The following is a 21,794-nucleotide window of genomic DNA, read 5'->3' as shown; positions in this document are numbered from 1 at the left end:
TTTCATTAAGGTGTTACGCTAACAGCTGTCTTGCGATCACGAGCCGCTGAATTTCAGAGGTTCCTTCTCCGATTTCCATGAGCTTGGCATCTCTCACAAGCCGTTCAACACCGCATTCTTTCATATAGCCTGTTCCTCCATGAATTTGGACCGCATCAAGACTTGCTTTTGTGGCCATTTCTGAAGCAAACAGTTTGGCATAGGCCGCTTCTTTTGTAAATGGTTTGCCTTGATCTTTCAGCCAAGCGGCTTTCCAGACCATTTGTCTTGCAAGCTCTATTTGCATCGCCATATCCGCCAGCTTAAACTGAATGGCCTGGAAGGATGAGAGCGTCTGACCAAATTGTTTTCTTTCTTTTGCATAGGAAAGTGAAGCATCAAGTGCAGCTTGCGCAATTCCGACAGATAAGGCTGCAATGGAAATTCGTCCGCCGTCTAATGTATATAAAAATTGCTTGAATCCTTTCGATTTGTCTCCTAATATATGATGCGCTGGTACACGCACTTCGTCTAAAATGATTTCAGCCGTATCTGAACCACGAACTCCCATTTTGTCATATGGGTTTGTAATCGACAGTCCCTTTTGTCCTTTCTCCACAATAAAGGCGGAGATGATTGGACGTCGGTTTTCATCATGATCTGTTACAGCGGTGACAATAATCGTTCTGGCATAATTGGCATTTGTGATCCAGCACTTTTCCCCACTGATGACATATTCTTGTCCGTCTTGAATGGCTTTTGTTTTTGTTCCTTTTGCATCTGATCCAGCGTTTGGTTCTGTTAATCCGAAGGAGCCAAGCGCTGTTCCAGAGGCTAATGGAACAAGATGGTCCATCTTTTGCTCCTCCGTCCCGAAGTAATAAAGTGGACTTGCGCCTAAGGAAACCGCTGCGGCATAACTTAAACCTGTACTCGCACACTGTTTTCCAATTTCCTCGACTGCCAGTGCATACGAGATCGTATCTCCTCCAGATCCTCCATATTTCTCTGGAAAGGGTATACCCATAAAACCGAGCTCCCCCATTTTTTGAAATGTTTTTACGGGAAATGCTGCCTGTTCATCAACAGTTTGAGCGTGCGGTGCAATTTCTGTTTTTGCAAATTCTTTGACCATCTGACGGATCATTTGCTGCTCTTTCGTTAATTCAAAATCCATTGTGCTTCCCCCTTTGGCGCTTTTCTATCATATTTATTATTGAAATAGCTGCTTCATGCCAAGCTTGATTGAATTCAGAAAATTAAAATAAAAATAGTAGAAAAATAGAGAAAGCAAAAAAGCATAAATGGAGGAAAACCCTCATTTATGCTGTCTTTGTTATTTTACTGTTTTTGTAGAAGGTTTGCTTTCATGATGAAGGCGATTGAGTGCCGTCACTTTATAGGTATAGCTCTTCTTTTGATTGGCTAAAATGTCTTTCGTTTGTGTGAAGGAACCTGTTTCTTTTCTGACCGTTTGCACAAATTCGTATGTCCCTTTATTCGACAATCGATAGACTGCATAATAGGATGCACTAGAGCGCGGATCATTTTGTATCTGTAAAACTGCGCCATCCTCTGTCTTTTTCACAGATTGGATGATTGGTTTTTTTGGCGCTTTTTGATGAAGCCATGGCATCTCTGGTATGAGAGCTGGTTTGCTATAGGTTTCTTCTATTAATCGTTTCTTTACATTCAAGGGATTCCGATTGATATCTTTCAGACTAAAATGCATGCTTCCTTGTACGAGCTGTGACTGCCTGTTCAGCTCGATCTGGCGAAAATACTCCTCTGGATCAGACCAAGCAGGATCACTGTTTTGATTGATTTTATACGTCGCTTGGCCAATGTACAAGTGAACAGGCTGCCCCTTCACTTCATTTGACCACCATTTCGTCAGCACATCATAGGCAGCGGGCTGAAAGCCAATACTCCAATAAATTTGCGGGGTGATATAATCAATATGGTGCTGCTGTATCCACTCTCTTGTATCAGCATACAAATCATCATAATTGGTCATCCCTGCAGTTGTGTTTGAACCGGTTGGGTCATCTTTTATGTTGCGCCATACACCAAATGGGCTAATACCAAATTTCACATACGGTTTTTCTTTCTTAATGGTGTTATTGATCTGCTTCACTAGCTCGTTCACATTATCCCTTCGCCAATCTTCTATATGAGTGAACTTCTTCCCGTAAGTTTCATACGTTTCTTGATCTGGAAATGGCACACCAGCGATTTTATTCGGGTAAAAATAATCATCCATATGCACCGCATCAATATCGTAGTTTTTCACTACTTCCTCTATCCCGTCAACAATGAAGTCCTGAGCATCAGGAATGCCTGGATTAAAGTAAAGCTGATTTCCGTAGGCGATGGTCCACTCAGGGTGTGCTTTTGCAGGATGATCGTCTGATAACCGGTTGAGATCGGTATGATTCATGGTGATTCGATAAGGGTTAAACCAAGCATGAAATTCAAGACCGCGTTTATGTGCTTCTTCTATCATAAATTCAAGCGGGTCATATCCAGGGTCTTTCCCTTGTGTACCAGTCAAATATTCAGACCATGGCCCGAATTTCGATGGATAAAAGGCATCTGCTGTTGGTTTAATTTGCATGATGACGGCGTTCATATTCATCGCTTTGATATCGTCTAACAGTTGAATGAACTCTTGTTTCTGCTCATCTGCGGGCAGTCCTTTCTTTGAAGGCCAATCTAAGTTATAAACTGATGCGACCCACACTGCACGCATCTCTCTTGTGCTCTCAAGCTTCCCTTTTGGCATCGAACGAGCTAGACTGCTAGACGGAATCAATAAGAAGACACCCATGAAAACTAGTGTCAGAACCGTCATACTGATCTTTTTCAGCATGTTTTGCATCACCTCATATTAAGTTTATTCTGCGTTTTGTGATGGAATGCCAGCAGATGGTGTAAGCAAGATGTTTTTTACTTTAAGCAGCTGAGCTTTAGGGACGTCGCAGGCTTCTACTAAATACCGCTCTGCATTTCCGTATGTATCCATCATCTCATTCAGTACATCTTCAAGATAATTTTGCTGCACACCGAGCAGGGGCTGAATTTGTTCTTTTGACACCCGATATAAACTCATCATGCGAACAAATCGTTCTTGTCTTTTCACTAGCATTTTCACGCCTTCATTGGAACGCATGTATTCACTTAAAACGGTATGCACCGGCACACCCGCTGCTAATTGAATAAGAGCAGATAAAAAGCCTGTACGGTCCTTTCCGCTTGTACAGTGAAGCATAAGCGGATAATTTTTTTCATCGGACAGTAATGTAAACAATTGCTGAATCTCTTTTTTTCGCTCATAGAGCATGCTTTGATATACTTCTTTCATGATCGGTGTAAAGGATAGAGATTTTCCTTCTGCTATCAGCATACGAAACATGGTCCATTTGCTAGGCATCATGCTGTCAGGCTGCATAGGGATATGAACAATTTTGTCATGTTCCATGATCTTTGGCGGGTGTGATTTTCGTTCTGAGCTTGTACGCAGGTCACAAATCGTTTGAATTCCAAGTGTTGAGAACGTCAATATGTCTTGCTTCGTGAGACGTGATAAATCGGCAGACCGATAAATCATTCCTTGTTTGATGACCATCTGATCCGTTGTTTGGAGTCCCCCTACTTCTCTAAAATTTGCAAGCTTTGAAAATTGTATGTTGTGTTGATTCATAGAAGTGAAAATCCTTTCTATCCTCTTTTCTCTATCATACGCTTTTATGAAAAATGAGAAAAGATAAGAGAAAAAGATCATTCGATTCTCCCATGTTGATCAGTGACATCTTTTACGTGGAATTATTGTTATAATAGAATCAGCATATTCGTATTGATTGGAGATTGTAGCATGATAAAAACAAAACGTATTCAGCAAATAAAAGAGTATGTATTTGACCGGGAATCTGCCTCTCTTGATGAGCTTGTGACGCATTTTGGCGTCTCAAAAAACACCATACGCCGAGATGTACAAGCATTGGTAGAATCCGGCGTGCTAAAGAAAGTGTACGGCGGCGTCGCTGTGAATCACTCAACATTGGTGGTGTATCAGGAGCGAAAGACTCGTCAGCTGAGTAAAAAACAATTGATCGGACAGGCTGCCGCTGCTTTTGTTGAACATGGTGATATGATTTTTGTTGATTCTGGTACAACGACACTGGAGATGCTTCCCTATTTGAAGGAGAAACGGATTACCGTTGTGACAAATAACGTGGATTTCATTACACAGGCTATGCCTTATGAACACCTCACCATCTTTTCAACCGGCGGTATGCTAGAACGAAAAACAAATTCTTTCGTTGGTTATCAAAGTGTTGAGCGTCTAAAAGCATACAATGTCAATAAAGCATTTATTGCATCAACGGGTTTATCCATTGATCATGGCGTCACGAATTCCTCCCCGCTTGAGACAGATATTAAAAAAACGCTCGTTGAAAAAAACGCCAAAACCTTTTTATTAGTCGATGATAGTAAGTTCGACCATTATGCCTTGACCACGTTTTGTGACTTAAAAGACATAGACATCGTCGTGACGAATGAACAACCAAATGAAGATTACCTTCAATATGGAAAAGAGCATGATGTGAAATTTGTCACGCCTTAGTCCAGAGCGAAAAAGCCAAGCGTCAATGTGTTGGCTTTTTTCTTATGCGCAAAAGAGTGAATCGGCGAAGTGTTGGTTACATTATGATTGTATATTAAACACATATTTGGAGGTTGACCTGATGCCGTTGTTACGTTTTGACGTGATAGAAGGCCGTTCAAAAGAGGAATTAAAAAAACTGCTGGACACTTGCCATGAAGCAATGGTTGATGCCTTTGGGGTACCTGAACGAGATCGCTATCAAATTGTTCATCAGCACCGCCCTGAAGAGATGATCATTGAAGACACTGAGCTTGGTTATCCGAGAACAAAGGATCTGGTTGTCATTAGTGTTGTCAGTAAACAGCGGACGAAAGAGCAAAAGGAACAGCTTTATGCACAAATCGCAGAACGTATAGAAAAAGAATGCGGGATTGCCAAAACGGATGTGATGATCTCCATCGTGGAAAATGGAGACGCCGATTGGAGCTTCGGGATGGGTGAGGCTCAATTCATAAGAGGAGTGCTCTAAAAAACGGCTCAGGAATGTGAGCCGTTTTTTGATTCATTCATTTTCAAGCTGCATGAGCAGGTTGAATAAATAGCGGTACACTGCTGAGATCACACCAATTAAAGGCGTATCTTCTTTGATGTCTTCTAGTTCAAGAAGCGGAATGTTGATATCAAATAATCCGTCTTGTCCATTAAATTGAAGCTGAGCACCATTTAATGTTGAGAGCATCTCTTTTAGTAATCCAGTATCTTTTTTAGGACGCTTCAATCCGAATAACACGGTATACGTCTGAAATACTTCATCCCATTCTATGGCAAGTCCGTCGGCTCTCACCACATCAAACCACTTCGACTCGATATAAATGAATTCTTTTTGTTGTTTTTTTACGTATGTAAGAGGTGTATTTAAAAAGGAAGCATTTTCTGTTTGAATCATTTCCTCCGATTCCTTGTCTACACGTTCTATATAAACATCTGCAAAGCGTGCTTCTTCTGTCATTTTTGCCCCTTCTAGCGGCCAATTTTGACTTGCGGCTTTGTTATATTCAAAGTCGGTGAGCGCCTGCCCTTCTTTCAATAAATCTTGTAAGCGATTTTGCAGTGACATGACTGTATCTCCTTTCATCTACTTCATATGCGTTTTTTATTTTAGCATAACACATGAAAAGAAAGATATGCCTGAGCATATGATGGTATGATAGTGTAAAAAGAAACATCTCGGAGGGGACCGTTTTGCTCACAATGACACTGGCAGAAAAAATCGTAGATGAGGTCAAAAAGGTACTGACGGAAGAAATCATCATCACACAAACAAACGGTACCATTATTGCTGCAACAGATCCAGCACGCATTGGTCAATTTCATGAAGGAGCATATGTCACATCCTTAGAAGGGCAGAAACGAATTCTCACAAAGGATGATGTGCTGCAGATGAAAGGCGTCAAAGCCGGTATCAATCTGCCTATTTATTTTAAACAAGAAGTCATTGGGGTCATTGGAATGACAGGTGATCCAAGGCATGTCTCCCCTTTTGGCGACATTTTACGTAAAATGACGGAGCTGCTCATTCAAGAGCATGAATTCTTTCAAGAAACGGAAACAGATGAACGGCAGCTTGAAGCCTTTGTATTCGACTGGCTTCATCTGCCAGAGACAGCGGTTGGAATGACCGAGAAGGCGCAGCGGCTTGGCTTTGATGTCAACAAGCAGCGTGTCGCTATTCTCATTGATTGTCAAGACGAAACGTTTATGAAGCAGGATCAATACAAACTGATGAAGGACAAATTGCAACTCACCAATCAGGAGATCATTGTGCGCTGGGGGCATGCACGTTTTTTGCTCATGCTACAAGCCACACCAGATGGTCGAGAAACATGGCACAAGCGCTTGTTCCATATTCATGCTGCGCTCACAGCGCTGTCACCATCGAGGATTTTAATGGGGCAGGAAAACCAGCAGCTTCTCATGTCATGAAGCAGTCCTTTCATCAAGCTTTTCGCGCTTTAAAATTGGCACATGCTGAAACACCCATTGTGTTTGATGAAGATTTGACGCTTGAACTTTTTATGGAGGAAATCAGTCAGGAAACAAAAGATGCGTTTCTTGATCGAACGATTGCGTCCCTTTTCCCCTATCCTGAACTAGTGAAAACATTGCGGGTACTCATCGCTTCGGATTACTCATTGAAACATACAGCAGAAGCTATGCATGTCCATATTAATACACTTCATTACAGATTAAAACGGATTCAGGATTTAACGACACTTGATCCAAAGCGCATGCAAGATGCGATGCTTTTTTATTTGGCCTTGCTGCTTTTAGATCATGATACAAAAAATACGATAAAACAGCCTGATATTTTGTAGAATCGTCTATAGTCATGTGACGGTTCTTTTTTTATACTGGTAGAAACGAGACGTTAAATGAGCGGGAGTGATTGCATATGCTAGATTCAGAATTTTCAAATCAATTAAAAGAGATTGTCGGTGCGCCCAATGTCCAAGACAGCAAGGCGGATCGTCTTGCCTACTCTTATGATGCGACACCAAATTTTCAACAGATGCCAGATGCCATCGTGACACCTCGCACGGCAGAAGAAGTGCAGCAAATTGTGAAACTGTGCGCCTCTTACAAGGTGCCGATCGTCCCAAGAGGCTCAGGGACGAATCTGTGCGCAGGAACATGCCCTACTCAGGGCGGATTGGTGATTCTCTTTACTAGAATGAATCAATTATTAGAAATAGACGAAGAAAATTTAACCGCAACGGTGCAGCCTGGCTTAATTACGCAGGAATTGATTCATCAAGTAGAGGAAAAAAGTCTCTTCTACCCGCCTGATCCAAGCTCTATGAAAATTTCCACATTAGGCGGCAATATTAACGAAAATTCAGGGGGACTGCGGGGGTTAAAGTATGGAGTGACAAGGGATTATGTCCTTGGGCTTGAAGTGGTTTTGCCAAATGGTGACATCATCAAAACAGGCGGAAAGCTTGCAAAAGATGTCGCTGGCTATGATATGACTCGATTGTTCGTTGGTTCAGAAGGAACACTCGGGATTGTCACAGAAGCGGTGCTAAAGCTCCTGCCGCTTCCAGAAACGAAACAAACAATGCTTTGTTTATACGAAAGCCTTGAAGAAGCTGCGACTTCTGTATCGGCCATCATTGCTGAGCGTATCATTCCTGCTACATTAGAATTTATGGATCAGCCGACCCTTGAAGTCGTTGAAGATTTTGCAAACATCGGCCTACCCACCGACGTTCAAGCTGTGTTATTAATTGAACAGGACGGCAACCCTGAAGCTGTTTCTCGTGATATCCAAAAAATCGCAGAAGTCTGTGAGCAGCACGGGGCTAAAAGCGTCAAGATTGCACATTCAGAAGAAGAGGCAAGTGCGCTCTTAACAGCGAGACGCTCTGCTTTATCTGCCCTCGCTCGATTAAGTCCTACAACGATTTTAGAAGATGCTACCGTTCCCCGGTCTGAAATTGCCAATATGGTTCGTGCAATCGAAGACATTGCACGAAAGTACGAGGTGAACATTTGTACGTTTGGTCATGCAGGTGATGGCAACTTACACCCCACTTGTGCGACAGATGCAAGAAATGAAGAAGAAATGAAACGTGTAGAAGCTGCCTTTCAGGCCATTTTTGAAAAAGCTGTTGCACTTGGCGGCACGATTACAGGCGAACATGGCGTGGGTCTCATGAAAGCCCCCTATTTGGAGCTGAAGGTCAAAAAAGAAGGAATCGCTGCCATGAAGGCGATTAAACAGGCACTTGACCCGGCAAATATCATGAACCCAGATAAAGTGTTTGGAAAAGCCTCAAGAAAGCGAGTGGTGGTCTCATGAGTTCTTCTTCTAAGCAAAAAGAGATCCAGCAGCAGTTTCAGGAGCAAATGAATGAAAAGGAGCTGCTTAATTGCATGCGCTGCGGATTCTGCCTCCCTTCCTGCCCTACCTATATTGAATCTGGACAACAAGAAACGCACTCTCCTCGGGGCCGAATTGCGTTAATGAAAGCTGTAAGAGATGGCGTCATTGAGCCAGATGAAGATGTTGAACATTCCCTTAATCTTTGTCTTGGCTGCCGTGCATGTGAACCAGTCTGCCCTTCTGGCGTCAAGTATGGACAGTTGCTAGAAGATGCCAGAGACATTATTCAACAACATAAAAAACAATCATTTCCTGTCAAATTGATGAGACGTGTTGTGTTTAAAGGTCTCTTTCCGTCACAAAGTCGTATGCGACAAGCTGCTAGTTTTCTTCGATTTTATCAAACATCTGGACTGCAAACAGCCGCCAGGAAGACGCGCATACTGAAGCTGCTTACCTCCCATTTACAGTTGATGGAACAGGCACTTCCAAAGGTACCGCCTCAAAAGAAAAAACGTTTGAATGAATATAAAGCCATTGGTCAGGCAAAAAAACGGGTGGCGTTTTTTACTGGCTGTTTAATGGATACAGTTTTCTCAAACACAAACAAAGCGACCATTCATCTCTTGCAGCTGGCAGGCTGCGATGTGATCGTTCCTCCTATACAAACGTGCTGCGGCGCGCTACATGGTCATAGCGGAGAAAAAGACCAAGCAAAACAGTTAGCCAAGCGGAATATTGAAGCATTCGAGGAAACAGATGCCGATGCGATTGTCATGAACGCGGGCGGCTGCGGTGCCTTTTTAAGTGATTACGGTCATTTGCTTCAGGATGACCCAGATTTTCAAAAACGAAGTAAAGCCTTCTCACAGAAAATAACCGATATATCAAGCATCCTTGTGGAGCTGGAGTTTCACCGCCGCGTGCCACTGGTTTTGCCAGCGCAAGTGATCACCTATCAAGACTCCTGTCATTTACGAAATGGGATGAATGTACAACAGGCGCCGAGGGTGCTCATGAAAGCCATTCAAGGGGTAACGTTTAAAGAAATGAAAGATGCCGGCCGCTGCTGCGGATCTGCAGGAATCTACAATATCTTGCAGCCAGACATGTCGATGCAAATTTTAGATCATAAAATGACGGAAGCGAGCAACACAGCTGCAGCTGCCATTGTGACGTCGAATCCAGGCTGTCAATTACAAATGGCAGCAGGCGTCAAAAAGGCAGGACATATGCCTAGCATGAGAGCGATTCATCTGGCTGACTTTTTATTAGAAGCCGTTCAATATGGAAAAAAAGCGTCCAGCTCATGAAGCTGAACGCTTTTTTTATGCATATCTTCAGACGATTGGTTGGATAATAGAGGAAAATCGCGGAAGGAGATGGTTCAAGTGCTGAAGAAAAACAAATCAAAACAGAAAGACCCCAATTCAGTATTTGAGGCACTATCGCGTTCCTCTGATTTTATCAATGAATTATCAAGTTCCGGAGGTTTCCTTTATAGAATTTCTTTTTTTCGTCCTTTAATTAATGGCAATCTCCTTCATGAACAAATCTTGCCTTTTATTCAGCAATTGCATCTGACACCCACCCTTGAAGAGCTGAAAGAACACATCCCAATCGAACAAGCTGTGATTACGAGGGACCTTCAAAAAGTGGAAGAAGCTCTTCATCGAGGCAGTATTGCTGTTCGAATTGAGACAGACTGGGGCAAAGCGCTCCTTTTGCCGATTGAAGAAAAGAAAGGCAGACAAGTGAGCCAACCTGAGATTGAATTCGGGATTATCAGTGCGCAGGAAGCCTTTGTGGAAGGGCTGGATACAAACTTAAACTTGCTCAGACGCAGGCTGCCCACTCCTGACCTTAAAGTAGTTGAACACACAGTTGGTACCCTTTCTCAAACGAAAGTAGCCGTTGTATACATAGAGGATATCGCCAACCCGCAGAACATTGAAACCGTTCTTCAGCGGATTCAAGATGTTGACTATGACCAAATTCTAGATTCTAATTATCTTGCGCAAATGCTTTATGATGTGTCCAATACAATCTTTCCATTGTTTTTAAATACAGAACGGCCAGACAGGGTTTCCTCAGGTCTAACGGAAGGAAAAATAGCCATTATGGTTGACGGTTCGCCTCATACCCTGCTTGCACCTACAATTTTACTCGAGTATTTTTCTACAATGGAAGACTATAACATGTCTTGGATCGCAGCATCCTCCTTTCGACTGTTACGCATTTTTGCTGTGATTTTTTCTATTTTTGCAACCCCTTTGTATGTAGCTGTTTTAACGTTTCACTATGAACTGATTCCTAAGGACTTATTAGAAACGATAGTCGCATCACGCTATCTCGTGCCCTTTCCGCCTATTATTGAAGCTTTATTTTTAGAGATATCGATTGAGCTACTTAGGGAAGCCGGTTCTCGCCTTCCTGCAAAAGTCGGACAGACGCTCGGGATTGTTGGAGGTATTGTGATCGGACAGGCTGCGGTTGCAGCGGGATTAACAAGTAATATCCTGCTCATTATAGTTGCATTATCAGCTCTTGCCTCTTTTGTCACTCCTATATATAAAATGGGGACAACCATTCGTCTCTTACGTTTCCCATTCCTTTTTGCTGCACAAGTGTGGGGAGCGCTAGGGATTTCGCTAATGGGGGCTTTTCTTCTTACACATTTAATGAAATTAACGTCTATAGGCCAGCCCTACTTAGAGCCAATCTTTCCACTTCGATTGGCCGATTTAAAGGGTAGTTTGATTCGGCCACAACTCCGCTTTTTGAAAAAGCGTCCAGAAAATTTACGCCCGCAAAATGAAACGATACACCGCCAAAAGCCAAAGCAAGGCCGTAAGGGGAAAAATGATTTTTATGAATAAGGAAGTGAAGGCATGAGCTCTTCTTCTATGAAAGAAAAATTTCAAGTATCCCCTTTTTTTGTATTTTTTCTTGTCAATGCCAATCAAGTAGGTGTTGGTATTTTAAATTTCCAGACGAATCTTGTCCGGACGATTAATAATGATGGGTGGATCGCCATTTTAATTGCTGGTGCAAGTGTCAATTTAATGATTTTCCTTATTTACTATTTGTTTAAAAAAGCACCTACTGACGAATTTAGTGACATTACGCAATCTGTGTTTGGTAAATGGCTCGGACAATTCATCAACATTCTCTACATTTTATATTTTTCTTCATTGTCTTTGATTGTGCTTGTTCATTATATGGATGTGATCCATGTTTGGCTGTTTAAAGAAATTCCTGGTCTTTTATTTGCATCAGTGCTGCTCATCCTCGTCTATTACATTCACACAGGCGGATTTAGAACAATCGCAGGCTGGGCATTCTTTAGCATTGTCCTAACGTACTGGATGACCTTTATCTGTTTTTATGTCATGAAATATAGTCACATCCGGTTTATGTTCCCAATGTTTGATCATTCATTTTCACAACTCATGATGGGGGTCAAAGATGCCTCTTTATCCATGTTTGGTTTTGGAACATTGCTTGTCTATTATCCCTTTATTAAAAAAGCACAAACGTCGCAAAAATTTGCACATATGGGAGTGTTGCTAACTACATGCCTGAATTTGCTTGTATTTCTCGTCTCTATTGCGTACTACTCAAGTGCTCAGCTCAAACTAACGAAATGGCCAACATTGACATTAACCAGCATTGTCAAACTTCCGTTTATCCAGCGCTTTGAATTTATTGAAGTGTCGCTATGGCTTTTGCTTATCGTTCCAAATATCGCCATTCCATTATGGGCAGCCAGCAGAATGGCAAAACAAGTGTTTCACACGAGCCAGCGCACCACGTTAATAGTTCTCAGCCTTCTCATTCTCGTCATGTTTTCATTTTTTATTAGAGCTACCTCATTTGAGACATTTAATAAATGGGTGGAATATAGCGGATACATCCTCGTCTATGGATTGATTGGATGTATGATCATTGGGCTGCTGCTGAAAAAAAGGTGGGTGAAAAAACGAACATGAAACATTATATTCTGGTGTGTCTCATGTTATTGAGCCTTTTCTTAACGAGCTGTGCACAGCCTCGTCTCTTAGATGAATTAAGTATCTCGCAGGCGGCGGGATTTGACTTATTGGAAGATGGAGAAATGAAGGGCTTCTTTGTTTTCCCTGTTTTTAAAAGCGAAGAACAAGGAAGCTATCAAATTGTAAGTGCTAAGTCAAATACCATTAGTAATATTCAGTTTCTTGTTTCGGAAAAATCGCCTTTCCCCGTTGTCATGGGACAAGTACTCGTGATTTTAATAAGTGAAAAGCTGGCGAAAGAAGTGGGTATGATTGATTTGATGAATTACATCTATCGTGATCCGATCATTGGGTCTCGTCAAGTATTTGCCATAGTAGACGGAGAAGTTGAAGATTTATTGCATACAAAAATGAATCAAACCAACTTAAATATCGGTGTATATCTTTCAGATTTACTGGCTCAAAACATGCGAAACGGCAATCAACCTGTGACCAATCAGCATATTTTTATGAATCAGATGATGGCAAAAGGCGTGGATGCCTACCTCCCTTACATTAAAAATACAAGCAACTCTATTAAAGTGTCAGGTGTCGCTCTTTTCGATCAAGAAAAAATGGTTGGGCATATTCCAGGGGAAGATACATTTACGTTTAAAGCGATGATTGAAAATCATAAAAATGGGATTTATGAGTTTCGATTTAATGACAGAAAGAAAACCCATGTTGTTATTGAAAATATCAAATCACATGTGTCTTATCACATTAAACCAACTGAAAACCTTTCAAAAAAGCCTCATATCACCATTGATATCAAGCTGAAAGGTGAGTTAAAAGAATTCATGAAATCAAAAAAAATCGATACGCCTTCTATCTTGCAGCATGTTGAAAAAGAAGTGGAGAAGCGTGTGGCCCAGCAAGGGCAAGACCTTGTTCAATCCTTTAAAAAGCAAAAAATTGATCCGCTTGGACTTGGTTTGAGGTATCGCTCTAAAGATAAAGCCATGACACCGGAGGAATGGCAAAAACTCTACCCTGATGCAGATGTCCAAGTGAATTGTCATATGAACATTGTTCAAACGGGTGTCAGCCAATAAAAAAGACTGTATGAAAAGGTTCTCCCTTCTCGTACAGTCTTTTTTAATCTTCATCTTTTACGTCCGGGTCCTCAGGGATTGGTTCATTTAAGATGTCTTGAATGAGCTCTTTATATTGTTCTAGCTGTTTCATATGGGTTTGAAACTGCCCTTGATAAATGAGATACGATTCCCCGTCAAATACGTAACGAATCTTTTTTTGCTGGATTAATTTTTCAACATATGCTTCTGATACTTCTAAGTATTCAGCTGTTTCTCCAATTGTTAAATACATGCATGTGCACCACCGTTCGTTTCATCTTACAAATTATATCACGAGCTGGTGAAAAAAACAGATATCGCTTGTTCATGTTTTTTTCATCTTTTCTTCACTGATTCGTCAACTCGCTTTTGTACAGTATTCATACACCCACTCAAACACTAGGAGATGATGATCCTTCGCATGACAAAGAAAAATATTCGGACCTATGTCACATTTTTAACTGTAGGCGCAAGCAATACGATGATTGACTTTCTGTTCTTCTTTTTTTTCACTGCTTGCTTTGTTCCCTCTTTTCTTGCACAGTGCCTGTCCTATACAGCAGGAATGATGAACAGTTATGTTTGGAATCGAAAATGGACGTTCCAAGTAAAAAAGAAAGCGGACAGGTGGGAATGGATCAAGTGGGCCACAGTCAACGGCGCAGCGTGTCTCCTCACCTATGTTGTCTTATATGTCATGCAGCAAGCAGGTTTCTCATTATTCATTAGTAAAGCGATTGGTACCCTTCTTGGCATGATGATCACTTTTACTGGAAGCCGCCTATGGGTGTTTCCATCAGAAAACAAACGATCAGAAATGGAGCGATGATTCAATGAACATCAAAAAAGCCGTTATACCAGCAGCCGGATTAGGCACACGTTTTTTACCCGCAACGAAAGCACAGCCAAAGGAAATGCTGCCGATTATCGACAAACCCGCCATTCAATACATAGTTGAGGAGGCTGTTCAATCAGGCATTGAAGATATACTGATTATCACAGGAAGAAATAAAAAATCGATTGAAGATCACTTTGACCGTTCGATTGAGCTAGAACAGAATTTGCTTGAAAAAGGAAAAAAAGAACAGCTGGCTGAAATCAAACATATTGCGGATATGGCCAATATTCATTATATTCGTCAAAAGGAGCCCTTAGGTCTTGGACATGCGGTATTATGTGCACGTCATTTTACTGGCAATGATCCTTTTGCGGTGCTTTTAGGTGATGATGTCATGGTGTCAGAAAGACCTGCACTCTCTCAGCTCATGGAAGTCTTTGAAGACAAACAAAGAGAGGTCATTGGCGTCCAGCAAGTGGATCGTCTAGATGTCAGTAAGTATGGTATGATAAGACCAGCTAGAGTAGACGGTCAAGTGTTTGAAGTCACAGACTTAGTGGAAAAGCCAGCTATTCATGAAGCTCCTTCCGATTTAGCCGTGATGGGCAGATATCTGTTAACACCATCGATTTTTCCTATTCTACAAGGAATCGAGAGAGGTGCTGGGAACGAAATCCAGCTGACAGATGCGCTGAAAATCATTGCACATGAATCACCCATTTATGCAAAACAATTAGATGGGATGAGATTTGACGTTGGTGATAAGCTGGGCTCATTTAAGGCAGCGGCTGAAATTGGATTGATGCGTCATGATATGCGGCCAGCCATGCTAGCATATATGCAAAGCATACTCATGAGAGAAGCAAAACAAGCATAGGCTCTTATAAGGATGCTTGAAGAAAATTCGTATTTAAAGGCAGAGTGAAATGAATGGGAACCTTGTTTAATGAAATTTTAACCTGGCTGACAAGCCTTGGTTACGCAGGTGTTGCACTTGGACTGATGATTGAAATTATCCCGAGTGAAATTGTACTTGCCTACGGCGGATATATGGTGTCAACAGGAAGCATTGGATTTGTTGGAGCCGTCATCGCTGGGGTGATTGGAGGAACACTTGCCCAGTGCTTTATTTACTGGATCGGCCTTTACGGCGGAAGACCTTTTTTAACAAAGTATGGGAAGTATTTATTCATCCATGAGCATCATATTGCCACGGCAGAACGCTGGTTTGACCGATATGGAACGGGTGTCGTATTTACAGCTCGTTTTATCCCAGTCGTGCGCCACGCGATCTCAATTCCAGCTGGTATTGCAAAGATGCCATTTCTGAAATTTGTTTTTTTGACCGGATTAGCCGCCATCCCTTGGTCCATCCTATTTATTTATCTTGGAATGCAGCTTGGGACAAAATGGGACCACATTCAAAGTGTCGCTCACACGTATACAACACCAATTATGGTCATTGCCATCGTTCTCATCGTACTGTATTTCGTTTTGAAAAAAATTCGCACAAATCGAAAACGGACAATCTAACGAAAACGCCTTTCACTCGTCATGTGAAAGGCGTTTTTTCTATGCGTGCGTCGATTGTTTTTTCATATATTGAGATAATTCCATAATCATTGCACCCATTCTTTCAAGTGAAGGGGCTAGAATTCGGCTTATCCCCTCTTCTTTTAATGCTTCAGCTGTGACTTTTCCAACAGCTACAGCTAATACATGCTGCTCGAATAGATGTTGCAGTTCTTCTTTTTTGCCCCATTCTTCTGCTAGTTTGAAAAAGGCATGAACCTGAACAGCGGTTGTAAAACAAACGGCATGGACCTTCCCTTCTTTCATTTCTTGAAGCAAAGTGTCCGCCGCCTCTGGTTCAGGGGGCGTGTGCTGATATGGCATGAGCTGCAAAACGTCTGCTCCCTTGTGATGTAAAAAATCAATGAGAGCTGGTGCATTTTCGCCGTGAAGCTGCACCATGACCCGTTTACCTTGAAGTTCTTTGTCTTCTAACTTTGAAATGAGGTCACGAACGGTTCCATCTTCATCAGAAACATCTGGCTGAATGCCGTGTTTTTTTAGAGCCGCAAACGTTTTGTATCCTCTTGAAGCGATATGGGCACTTGATAAAATGTTCATAAAAGCTTCTCCAAGCTGCAGCTCTAGTGCACTTTCAATTAATGTGTCTGTGCCGATACCCGTTGTTAAAATGACCCAGTCAGCTCCCTTCTTTACAAAGGTTTCTATGCCTGGCTTCAATTCCTCTTTGGCTAAAAATACAGTGCCCTGAAGAGAACGAATAACAGCTTGTCCTCCTTGCTTTTCAACAAGTGTACGCATTTCTTCTGTTTTTCTTGTTCCGCATATGGCAATGGTCTTTCCAGCTAAGCCTTTACTCATTCTCATCCCTCTTTTTCTATCACATGTATGATGTATTGTATTAAATATAGATTTATTTGGAAGACGTTGCAAGTGTCTACTAAAAAAGAGCTTGACGTTTCTATCGAATTCGAGTATCTTTTGTAAGTGCAAATTGTAGGAGGTCATTATGGAAAAACAGAATGTTCAAGCAATTCGATTATCAATCGCAGACCCAACACCACTTGGTTTGTTTGGTTTAGCAATGGTGACGCTTGTTGCGTCTTCACAAAAACTAGGAATCACAGATGGCACATCCCTTATTTTACCTTGGGCTATCTTCCTTGGAGGAATCGCGCAGCTGATTGCGTCCATACAAGATTCAAAGCATCATAATATTTTTGGAGCCACTGCCTTCGGCGCATTCGGTCTTTTTTGGATGGGCGTTGGAACCACTTGGCTCATTCAAGCGGGCGTTTTTGGGAAAACGCTTGCGGGAGCTGCGGACCCAAAACAACTAGGTTTTGCTTTTATTGGTTATTTGATTTTCAGCTTATTTATGACGATCGGTGCAATGGAAACACATAAAGTATTGTTTTTGATTTTCGTCTTTATTGATTTCTTATTCATTGGCCTGTCCCTAAGCTCGTTTGGTGTGATGTACGATGTGACTCATACGATGGCTGGTATTGCAGAATTGATTATTTCTCTTCTTTCATTTTATGGTTCTGCAGCTGTTGTGCTGAATACACATTTTGGTCGTACAGTACTGCCAGTTGGACAACCATTTCGCGTGTTTACTAAAGCATAAATAAAAAAGAACTGCTCTTGGCAGTTCTTTTTTTATTCTTATTTTTCTTGTTCCTCTTGAAATATCTCTGCAATGATTTCATAAGAACGCATTCTTTCTTGATGGTCAAACATATCAGAATTAATCATGACTTCATCTGCTTGAGTCGCCTCAATAAAGGCTTCTAACTCTTTTTTCACCTTTTGTTTATCCCCGATCATCGTCGAACTTAATTGTTCGTCCACCATCGCCTTCTCATATGGACTCCATAGCCCATCCATACTTTCAACAGGGGCTTTGAGTTTTCCTGGTGTATTGCGAATGAGGCTCAAGAAGCGCTGATAATGAGACGTCGCCAAATATTCAGCCCGCTCTGTTTGATCAGCAGCAAAAACCGTCACACCAACCATCGCATAAGGTTCTTTTAACACATCTGAAGGTTGAAATGACTGTCTGTATAATTCTAAAGCAGGAATGGTATTTTTAGGGGAGAAATGTGCCGCAAAGGCAAATGGCAGTCCCAGTTCTCCTGCAAGCCTTGCACTAAAACCACTTGAACCAAGAAGCCAAATTGGTATATCCAATCCTTCTCCCGGAACGGCTCTTACATGTTTTTTGACCTGACCAGTCGGTTTGAAATATTGCCGAAGTTCTTCAAGCTGCTCAGGGAAATCCTCCCATTATGAAGATTACGTCTAAGTGCCCTTGCCGTTAACTGATCTGTTCCTGGTGCCCTGCCAAGACCTAAATCAATTCTCCCTGGATACAAAGTCTCCAGTGTTCCAAATTGTTCTGCAATAACGAGTGAAGAATGGTTTGGAAGCATAATCCCCCCAGAACCAACCCGGATCTTTTCAGTCCCTCCGGCAATATATCCAATTAAGACGGATGTTGCTGAACTCGCAACCCCTTCCATATTATGATGCTCCGCAAGCCAATATCTATGGTAGCCCCACTTCTCAGCTTTTTTTGCTAAATCCATACTATGTTCAAATGACTCTTTGATTGTGCCACCTTCTGTTACAGAGGATAAATTTAACACGGAATATGCTGCACGTTGTAAAACTGATTGACTCATACATGATGCCCCATTTCTTTCAAAAATCATACTAGTTTCATTCTTTCAACACCATAACATAAAACGATTTAACTTTTAAATGATTTGATTCGATGATTTTCGAAATGATGAATTTTCTAGGTTTTACTTCCGATTTAAAAATTCGTACATAGAATGAAATATCAATTTTAGGAGATGGGCAATTTGTACAATCAATTCGATCACAAATGTCCCTTTTGCGGTAGATATCATGAGCAGCCTCATTACAAAAGATCACGTCATGATCGTCCTCAAAGAAGAGACTGTCCTTTTATTAAACAAGAACATTCAAAACAAAACAGACCTCAAGGGGATCCGTCTTGTGCAAAAGGAGAAAAACAATCAAAAATAATTCAAAGGGTTGGACGAAGAGGCCCAGCAGGTCCGGTTGGGCCTACCGGACCAACCGGACCTGCTGGCGGATTAACCGGTGTCCTCCCTTTTAACCCCTCACAATCACAAGATTACGAGGCTGGTCAAGTTGTCACGTATAATGGCAGTACTTATATTGCTAAGGTAGATGCTCCCTCAGGAATACCTGGACTTTCCCCCGACTATACCCTTTTGGCGGCTTCTGGGAAAACTGGCCCAACTGGCCCTACAGGGGTAGGATTAAGTGGTATTGAAACATATGATCCAGAAAGAGCATCAATGTATTCAGTCGGTCAAGTGGTCACTTATGAAGGTGGTACGTATATTGTGAACTCTGCTCCACCTTTAGGTACGCCAGATACGTCCCCGGATTATACGCTTTTGGCAGCATCTGGTGCTCCAGGTTCTACTGGAGTAACGGGCAGCACTGGAGCTACAGGAATTACTGGTTCAACCGGACCTACTGGGGCAACGGGTATCACAGGTTCAACCGGTCCGACTGGTGCAACTGGTGCTACAGGAATTACAGGTTCAACCGGATCTACTGGGGCCACTGGAATCACGGGTGCAACTGGAGCTACTGGTGCCACGGGTATCACAGGTTCAACCGGACCTACTGGTGCTACAGGTATCACAGGTTCAACCGGATCTACTGGGGCCACGGGTATCACAGGTTCAACCGGTCCGACTGGTGCTACTGGTATCACGGGTGCAACTGGAGCTACTGGTGCTACAGGAATTACAGGTTCAACCGGTCCGACTGGTGCTACTGGTATCACAGGTTCAACCGGACCTACTGGGGCAACGGGAATCACAGGTGCAACTGGATCTACTGGTGCTACAGGTATCACAGGTTCAACCGGACCTACTGGCGCCACGGGTATCACAGGTTCAACCGGTCCGACTGGGGTCACTGGTAGCACAGGTTCAACTGGAGCTACTGGTGCCACGGGTATCACAGGTTCAACCGGACCTACTGGATCTACTGGTGCTACAGGTATCACAGGTTCAACCGGACCTACTGGTGCTACAGGTATCACAGGTGCTACCGGACCTACTGGTGCTACAGGTATCACAGGTGCTACCGGTCCGACTGGGGTCACTGGTAGCACAGGTTCAACTGGAGCTACTGGGGCCACGGGTATCACAGGTTCAACCGGTCCGACTGGTGCCACGGGTATCACAGGTTCAACCGGTCCGACTGGTGCCACGGGTATCACAGGTTCAACCGGATCTACTGGGGCCACTGGAATCACGGGTGCAACTGGAGCTACTGGTGCCACGGGTATCACAGGTTCAACTGGAGCTACTGGGGCCACGGGTATCACAGGTTCAACCGGTCCGACTGGTGCCACGGGTATCACAGGTTCAACCGGTCCGACTGGTGCTACAGGAATTACAGGTTCAACCGGACCTACTGGGGCCACTGGTGTGACGGGCAGCACTGGACCAACTGGTCCGACTGGAGCTACGGGAATCACAGGTGCAACCGGTCCGACTGGTGCTACTGGTATCACAGGTTCAACCGGTCCGACTGGTGCTACTGGTATCACGGGTGCAACTGGAGCTACTGGTGCTACAGGAATTACAGGTTCAACCGGTCCGACTGGTGCTACTGGTATCACAGGTGCAACCGGTCCGACTGGGGCCACTGGAATCACGGGTGCAACTGGAGCTACTGGGGCCACGGGTATCACAGGTGCAACCGGTCCGACTGGTGCTACTGGTATCACAGGTTCAACCGGACCTACTGGTGCCACGGGTATCACAGGTTCAACCGGTCCGACTGGTGCCACGGGTATCACAGGTTCAACCGGTCCGACTGGTGCTACAGGAATTACAGGTTCAACTGGAGCTACTGGGGCCACAGGTATCACGGGTGCTACCGGTCCGACTGGGGCCACGGGTATCACAGGTTCAACCGGTCCGACTGGTGCTACAGGTATCACAGGTGCTACCGGAGCTACTGGTGCTACAGGTATCACAGGTGCTACCGGTCCGACTGGGGTCACTGGTATCACAGGTTCAACTGGAGCTACTGGTGCCACGGGTATCACAGGTTCAACCGGTCCGACTGGGGCCACGGGTATCACAGGTTCAACCGGTCCGACTGGTGCAACTGGTGCTACAGGAATTACAGGTTCAACCGGATCTACTGGGGCCACTGGAATCACGGGTGCAACTGGAGCTACTGGTGCCACGGGTATCACAGGTTCAACCGGACCTACTGGTGCTACAGGTATCACAGGTTCAACCGGATCTACTGGGGCCACGGGTATCACAGGTTCAACCGGTCCGACTGGTGCTACAGGAATTACAGGTTCAACCGGACCTACTGGGGCCACTGGTGTGACGGGCAGCACTGGACCAACTGGTCCGACTGGAGCTACGGGAATCACAGGTTCAACCGGTCCGACTGGTGCTACTGGTATCACGGGTGCTACCGGTCCGACTGGTGCTACTGGTATCACAGGTTCAACCGGTCCGACTGGTGCTACTGGTATCACGGGTGCAACTGGAGCTACTGGTGCTACAGGAATTACAGGTTCAACCGGTCCGACTGGTGCTACTGGTATCACAGGTGCTACCGGTCCGACTGGGGTCACTGGTAGCACAGGTTCAACTGGAGCTACTGGTGCCACGGGTATCACAGGTTCAACCGGACCTACTGGTGCTACTGGTGCTACTGGTATCACAGGTTCAACCGGACCTACTGGTGCTACAGGTATCACAGGTGCTACCGGACCTACTGGTGCTACAGG

18 protein-coding genes and 3 pseudogenes are annotated in these 21,794 nt (G+C 43.5%); 14 read left to right on the top strand and 7 right to left on the bottom strand.

Going from position 1 to position 21,794, the window contains the following annotated elements; genetic code table 11:
• Positions 1-13: 13 nt before the first annotated feature.
• The 3 genes from KFQ09_RS00110 to KFQ09_RS00100 all read right to left on the bottom strand — a co-directional run bounded on the left by KFQ09_RS00110 (position 14) and on the right by KFQ09_RS00100 (position 3,763).
• On the bottom strand, positions 14-1,156 hold the full coding sequence (locus KFQ09_RS00110) for an acyl-CoA dehydrogenase family protein (RefSeq protein WP_255835905.1): 1,143 nt from the start codon (positions 1,154-1,156) through the stop codon (positions 14-16).
• A 159-nt stretch (positions 1,157-1,315) separates the two neighbouring features.
• Positions 1,316-2,851 carry a glycoside hydrolase family 10-like protein gene (locus KFQ09_RS00105; protein ID WP_249855737.1) on the bottom strand — a complete coding sequence of 512 codons (1,536 nt, stop codon included), beginning with the start codon at positions 2,849-2,851 and terminating at the stop codon, positions 1,316-1,318.
• A 24-nt stretch (positions 2,852-2,875) separates the two neighbouring features.
• Complete coding sequence (locus KFQ09_RS00100; protein WP_370648307.1) at positions 2,876-3,763, bottom strand: tyrosine-protein phosphatase; 888 nt, start codon at positions 3,761-3,763, stop codon at positions 2,876-2,878.
• 90 nt (positions 3,764-3,853) lie between these two features.
• Between KFQ09_RS00100 and KFQ09_RS00095 the strand changes: the two genes are divergently transcribed.
• Together KFQ09_RS00095 and KFQ09_RS00090 are read left to right on the top strand one after the other, a co-directional pair.
• Positions 3,854-4,606: a DeoR/GlpR family DNA-binding transcription regulator gene (locus KFQ09_RS00095; RefSeq protein WP_017359514.1), complete on the top strand. Its 753-nt coding sequence runs from the start codon at positions 3,854-3,856 to the stop codon at positions 4,604-4,606.
• Between the two features lie 121 nt (positions 4,607-4,727).
• Positions 4,728-5,117 (top strand): tautomerase family protein, encoded by a 390-nt coding sequence (locus KFQ09_RS00090; protein WP_255835903.1) that lies wholly within the window; start codon positions 4,728-4,730, stop codon positions 5,115-5,117.
• Between the two features lie 33 nt (positions 5,118-5,150).
• Here KFQ09_RS00090 and KFQ09_RS00085 read toward each other — a convergent pair whose 3' ends face one another.
• A complete protein-coding gene (locus KFQ09_RS00085) occupies positions 5,151-5,705 on the bottom strand; it encodes a hypothetical protein (RefSeq protein ID WP_017367394.1) in 555 nt (184 codons plus the stop codon).
• A gap of 125 nt (positions 5,706-5,830) precedes the next feature.
• Here KFQ09_RS00085 and KFQ09_RS19495 point away from each other — a divergent pair.
• The 6 genes and pseudogenes from KFQ09_RS19495 to KFQ09_RS00050 all read left to right on the top strand — a co-directional run bounded on the left by KFQ09_RS19495 (position 5,831) and on the right by KFQ09_RS00050 (position 13,563).
• Positions 5,831-6,963: pseudogene (locus KFQ09_RS19495) on the top strand (CdaR family transcriptional regulator).
• A gap of 77 nt (positions 6,964-7,040) precedes the next feature.
• Positions 7,041-8,450 (top strand): glycolate oxidase subunit GlcD, encoded by a 1,410-nt coding sequence (gene glcD, locus KFQ09_RS00070; RefSeq protein ID WP_144665564.1) that lies wholly within the window; start codon positions 7,041-7,043, stop codon positions 8,448-8,450.
• Positions 8,447-9,787: a (Fe-S)-binding protein gene (locus KFQ09_RS00065; protein WP_255835901.1), complete on the top strand. Its 1,341-nt coding sequence runs from the start codon at positions 8,447-8,449 to the stop codon at positions 9,785-9,787. The genes glcD and KFQ09_RS00065 overlap by 4 nt, the downstream gene beginning before the upstream one ends.
• 78 nt (positions 9,788-9,865) lie before the next feature.
• Positions 9,866-11,353: a spore germination protein gene (locus tag KFQ09_RS00060; protein ID WP_041507167.1), complete on the top strand. Its 1,488-nt coding sequence runs from the start codon at positions 9,866-9,868 to the stop codon at positions 11,351-11,353.
• Positions 11,354-11,365: 12 nt separating this feature from the next.
• Positions 11,366-12,466, top strand: a complete 1,101-nt coding sequence (locus tag KFQ09_RS00055) for a GerAB/ArcD/ProY family transporter (RefSeq protein ID WP_255835900.1) — start codon at positions 11,366-11,368, stop codon at positions 12,464-12,466.
• On the top strand, positions 12,463-13,563 hold the full coding sequence (locus KFQ09_RS00050; RefSeq protein ID WP_255835899.1) for a Ger(x)C family spore germination protein: 1,101 nt from the start codon (positions 12,463-12,465) through the stop codon (positions 13,561-13,563). The genes KFQ09_RS00055 and KFQ09_RS00050 overlap by 4 nt, the downstream gene beginning before the upstream one ends.
• Positions 13,564-13,606: 43 nt before the next feature.
• Here the strand turns inward: KFQ09_RS00050 and KFQ09_RS00045 are convergent, their stop codons facing one another.
• Positions 13,607-13,837: an excisionase family DNA-binding protein gene (locus KFQ09_RS00045; RefSeq protein ID WP_008346618.1), complete on the bottom strand. Its 231-nt coding sequence runs from the start codon at positions 13,835-13,837 to the stop codon at positions 13,607-13,609.
• A 168-nt stretch (positions 13,838-14,005) separates the two neighbouring features.
• Between KFQ09_RS00045 and KFQ09_RS00040 the strand changes: the two genes are divergently transcribed.
• The 3 genes from KFQ09_RS00040 to KFQ09_RS00030 are packed head-to-tail and all read left to right on the top strand — an operon-like array spanning position 14,006 to position 15,955.
• Positions 14,006-14,413 (top strand): GtrA family protein, encoded by a 408-nt coding sequence (locus KFQ09_RS00040; RefSeq protein WP_234925054.1) that lies wholly within the window; start codon positions 14,006-14,008, stop codon positions 14,411-14,413.
• A 4-nt stretch (positions 14,414-14,417) separates the two neighbouring features.
• The gene (gene galU / locus KFQ09_RS00035; protein ID WP_061419301.1) at positions 14,418-15,299 is read left to right on the top strand and encodes a UTP--glucose-1-phosphate uridylyltransferase GalU; all 882 of its coding nucleotides are present in this window, start codon (positions 14,418-14,420) and stop codon (positions 15,297-15,299) included.
• Between the two features lie 53 nt (positions 15,300-15,352).
• On the top strand, positions 15,353-15,955 hold the full coding sequence (locus KFQ09_RS00030) for an undecaprenyl phosphate transporter UptA (RefSeq protein WP_255835898.1): 603 nt from the start codon (positions 15,353-15,355) through the stop codon (positions 15,953-15,955).
• A gap of 39 nt (positions 15,956-15,994) precedes the next feature.
• Here KFQ09_RS00030 and KFQ09_RS00025 read toward each other — a convergent pair whose 3' ends face one another.
• Positions 15,995-16,816 (bottom strand): uroporphyrinogen-III synthase, encoded by an 822-nt coding sequence (locus KFQ09_RS00025; RefSeq protein WP_255835897.1) that lies wholly within the window; start codon positions 16,814-16,816, stop codon positions 15,995-15,997.
• 148 nt (positions 16,817-16,964) lie between these two features.
• Here KFQ09_RS00025 and KFQ09_RS00020 point away from each other — a divergent pair, with 148 nt between their 5' ends.
• Complete coding sequence (locus KFQ09_RS00020; protein ID WP_007499188.1) at positions 16,965-17,585, top strand: acetate uptake transporter; 621 nt, start codon at positions 16,965-16,967, stop codon at positions 17,583-17,585.
• A 38-nt stretch (positions 17,586-17,623) separates the two neighbouring features.
• Here the strand turns inward: KFQ09_RS00020 and KFQ09_RS00015 are convergent.
• A pseudogene (locus tag KFQ09_RS00015) lies at positions 17,624-18,642 on the bottom strand (LLM class flavin-dependent oxidoreductase).
• Between the two features lie 229 nt (positions 18,643-18,871).
• Here KFQ09_RS00015 and KFQ09_RS00010 point away from each other — a divergent pair.
• A complete protein-coding gene (locus KFQ09_RS00010; protein ID WP_249476657.1) occupies positions 18,872-19,012 on the top strand; it encodes a hypothetical protein in 141 nt (46 codons plus the stop codon).
• A gap of 299 nt (positions 19,013-19,311) precedes the next feature.
• Positions 19,312-21,747 (top strand): annotated as a pseudogene (locus KFQ09_RS19490) (beta strand repeat-containing protein); the annotation flags it as partial.
• Between the last annotated feature and the right edge of the window lie 47 nt (positions 21,748-21,794).

The sequence above is a fragment of the Bacillus sp. FS02 genome, assembly GCF_024398395.1.
Lineage (GTDB): Bacteria > Bacillota > Bacilli > Bacillales > Bacillaceae > Bacillus > Bacillus altitudinis.
Note: the sequence above shows the minus strand (reverse complement) of the source record. Positions and strands in the feature narration are given on the sequence as shown.

What these genes read in the sequence shown, in the direction of transcription:
- KFQ09_RS00110 (WP_255835905.1), bottom strand. Translation starts at nt 1,156, where the DNA reads ATGGATTTTGAATTAACGAAAGAGCAGCAAATGATCCGTCAGATGGTC.
- KFQ09_RS00105 (WP_249855737.1), bottom strand. Translation starts at nt 2,851, where the DNA reads ATGCTGAAAAAGATCAGTATGACGGTTCTGACACTAGTTTTCATGGGT.
- KFQ09_RS00100 (WP_370648307.1), bottom strand. Translation starts at nt 3,763, where the DNA reads ATGATCTTTTTCTCTTATCTTTTCTCATTTTTCATAAAAGCGTATGAT.
- KFQ09_RS00095 (WP_017359514.1), top strand. Translation starts at nt 3,854, where the DNA reads ATGATAAAAACAAAACGTATTCAGCAAATAAAAGAGTATGTATTTGAC.
- KFQ09_RS00090 (WP_255835903.1), top strand. Translation starts at nt 4,728, where the DNA reads ATGCCGTTGTTACGTTTTGACGTGATAGAAGGCCGTTCAAAAGAGGAA.
- KFQ09_RS00085 (WP_017367394.1), bottom strand. Translation starts at nt 5,705, where the DNA reads ATGTCACTGCAAAATCGCTTACAAGATTTATTGAAAGAAGGGCAGGCG.
- glcD (WP_144665564.1), top strand. Translation starts at nt 7,041, where the DNA reads ATGCTAGATTCAGAATTTTCAAATCAATTAAAAGAGATTGTCGGTGCG.
- KFQ09_RS00065 (WP_255835901.1), top strand. Translation starts at nt 8,447, where the DNA reads ATGAGTTCTTCTTCTAAGCAAAAAGAGATCCAGCAGCAGTTTCAGGAG.
- KFQ09_RS00055 (WP_255835900.1), top strand. Translation starts at nt 11,366, where the DNA reads ATGAGCTCTTCTTCTATGAAAGAAAAATTTCAAGTATCCCCTTTTTTT.
- KFQ09_RS00050 (WP_255835899.1), top strand. Translation starts at nt 12,463, where the DNA reads ATGAAACATTATATTCTGGTGTGTCTCATGTTATTGAGCCTTTTCTTA.
- KFQ09_RS00045 (WP_008346618.1), bottom strand. Translation starts at nt 13,837, where the DNA reads ATGTATTTAACAATTGGAGAAACAGCTGAATACTTAGAAGTATCAGAA.
- KFQ09_RS00040 (WP_234925054.1), top strand. Translation starts at nt 14,006, where the DNA reads ATGACAAAGAAAAATATTCGGACCTATGTCACATTTTTAACTGTAGGC.
- galU (WP_061419301.1), top strand. Translation starts at nt 14,418, where the DNA reads ATGAACATCAAAAAAGCCGTTATACCAGCAGCCGGATTAGGCACACGT.
- KFQ09_RS00030 (WP_255835898.1), top strand. Translation starts at nt 15,353, where the DNA reads ATGGGAACCTTGTTTAATGAAATTTTAACCTGGCTGACAAGCCTTGGT.
- KFQ09_RS00025 (WP_255835897.1), bottom strand. Translation starts at nt 16,816, where the DNA reads ATGAGTAAAGGCTTAGCTGGAAAGACCATTGCCATATGCGGAACAAGA.
- KFQ09_RS00020 (WP_007499188.1), top strand. Translation starts at nt 16,965, where the DNA reads ATGGAAAAACAGAATGTTCAAGCAATTCGATTATCAATCGCAGACCCA.
- KFQ09_RS00010 (WP_249476657.1), top strand. Translation starts at nt 18,872, where the DNA reads ATGAGCAGCCTCATTACAAAAGATCACGTCATGATCGTCCTCAAAGAA.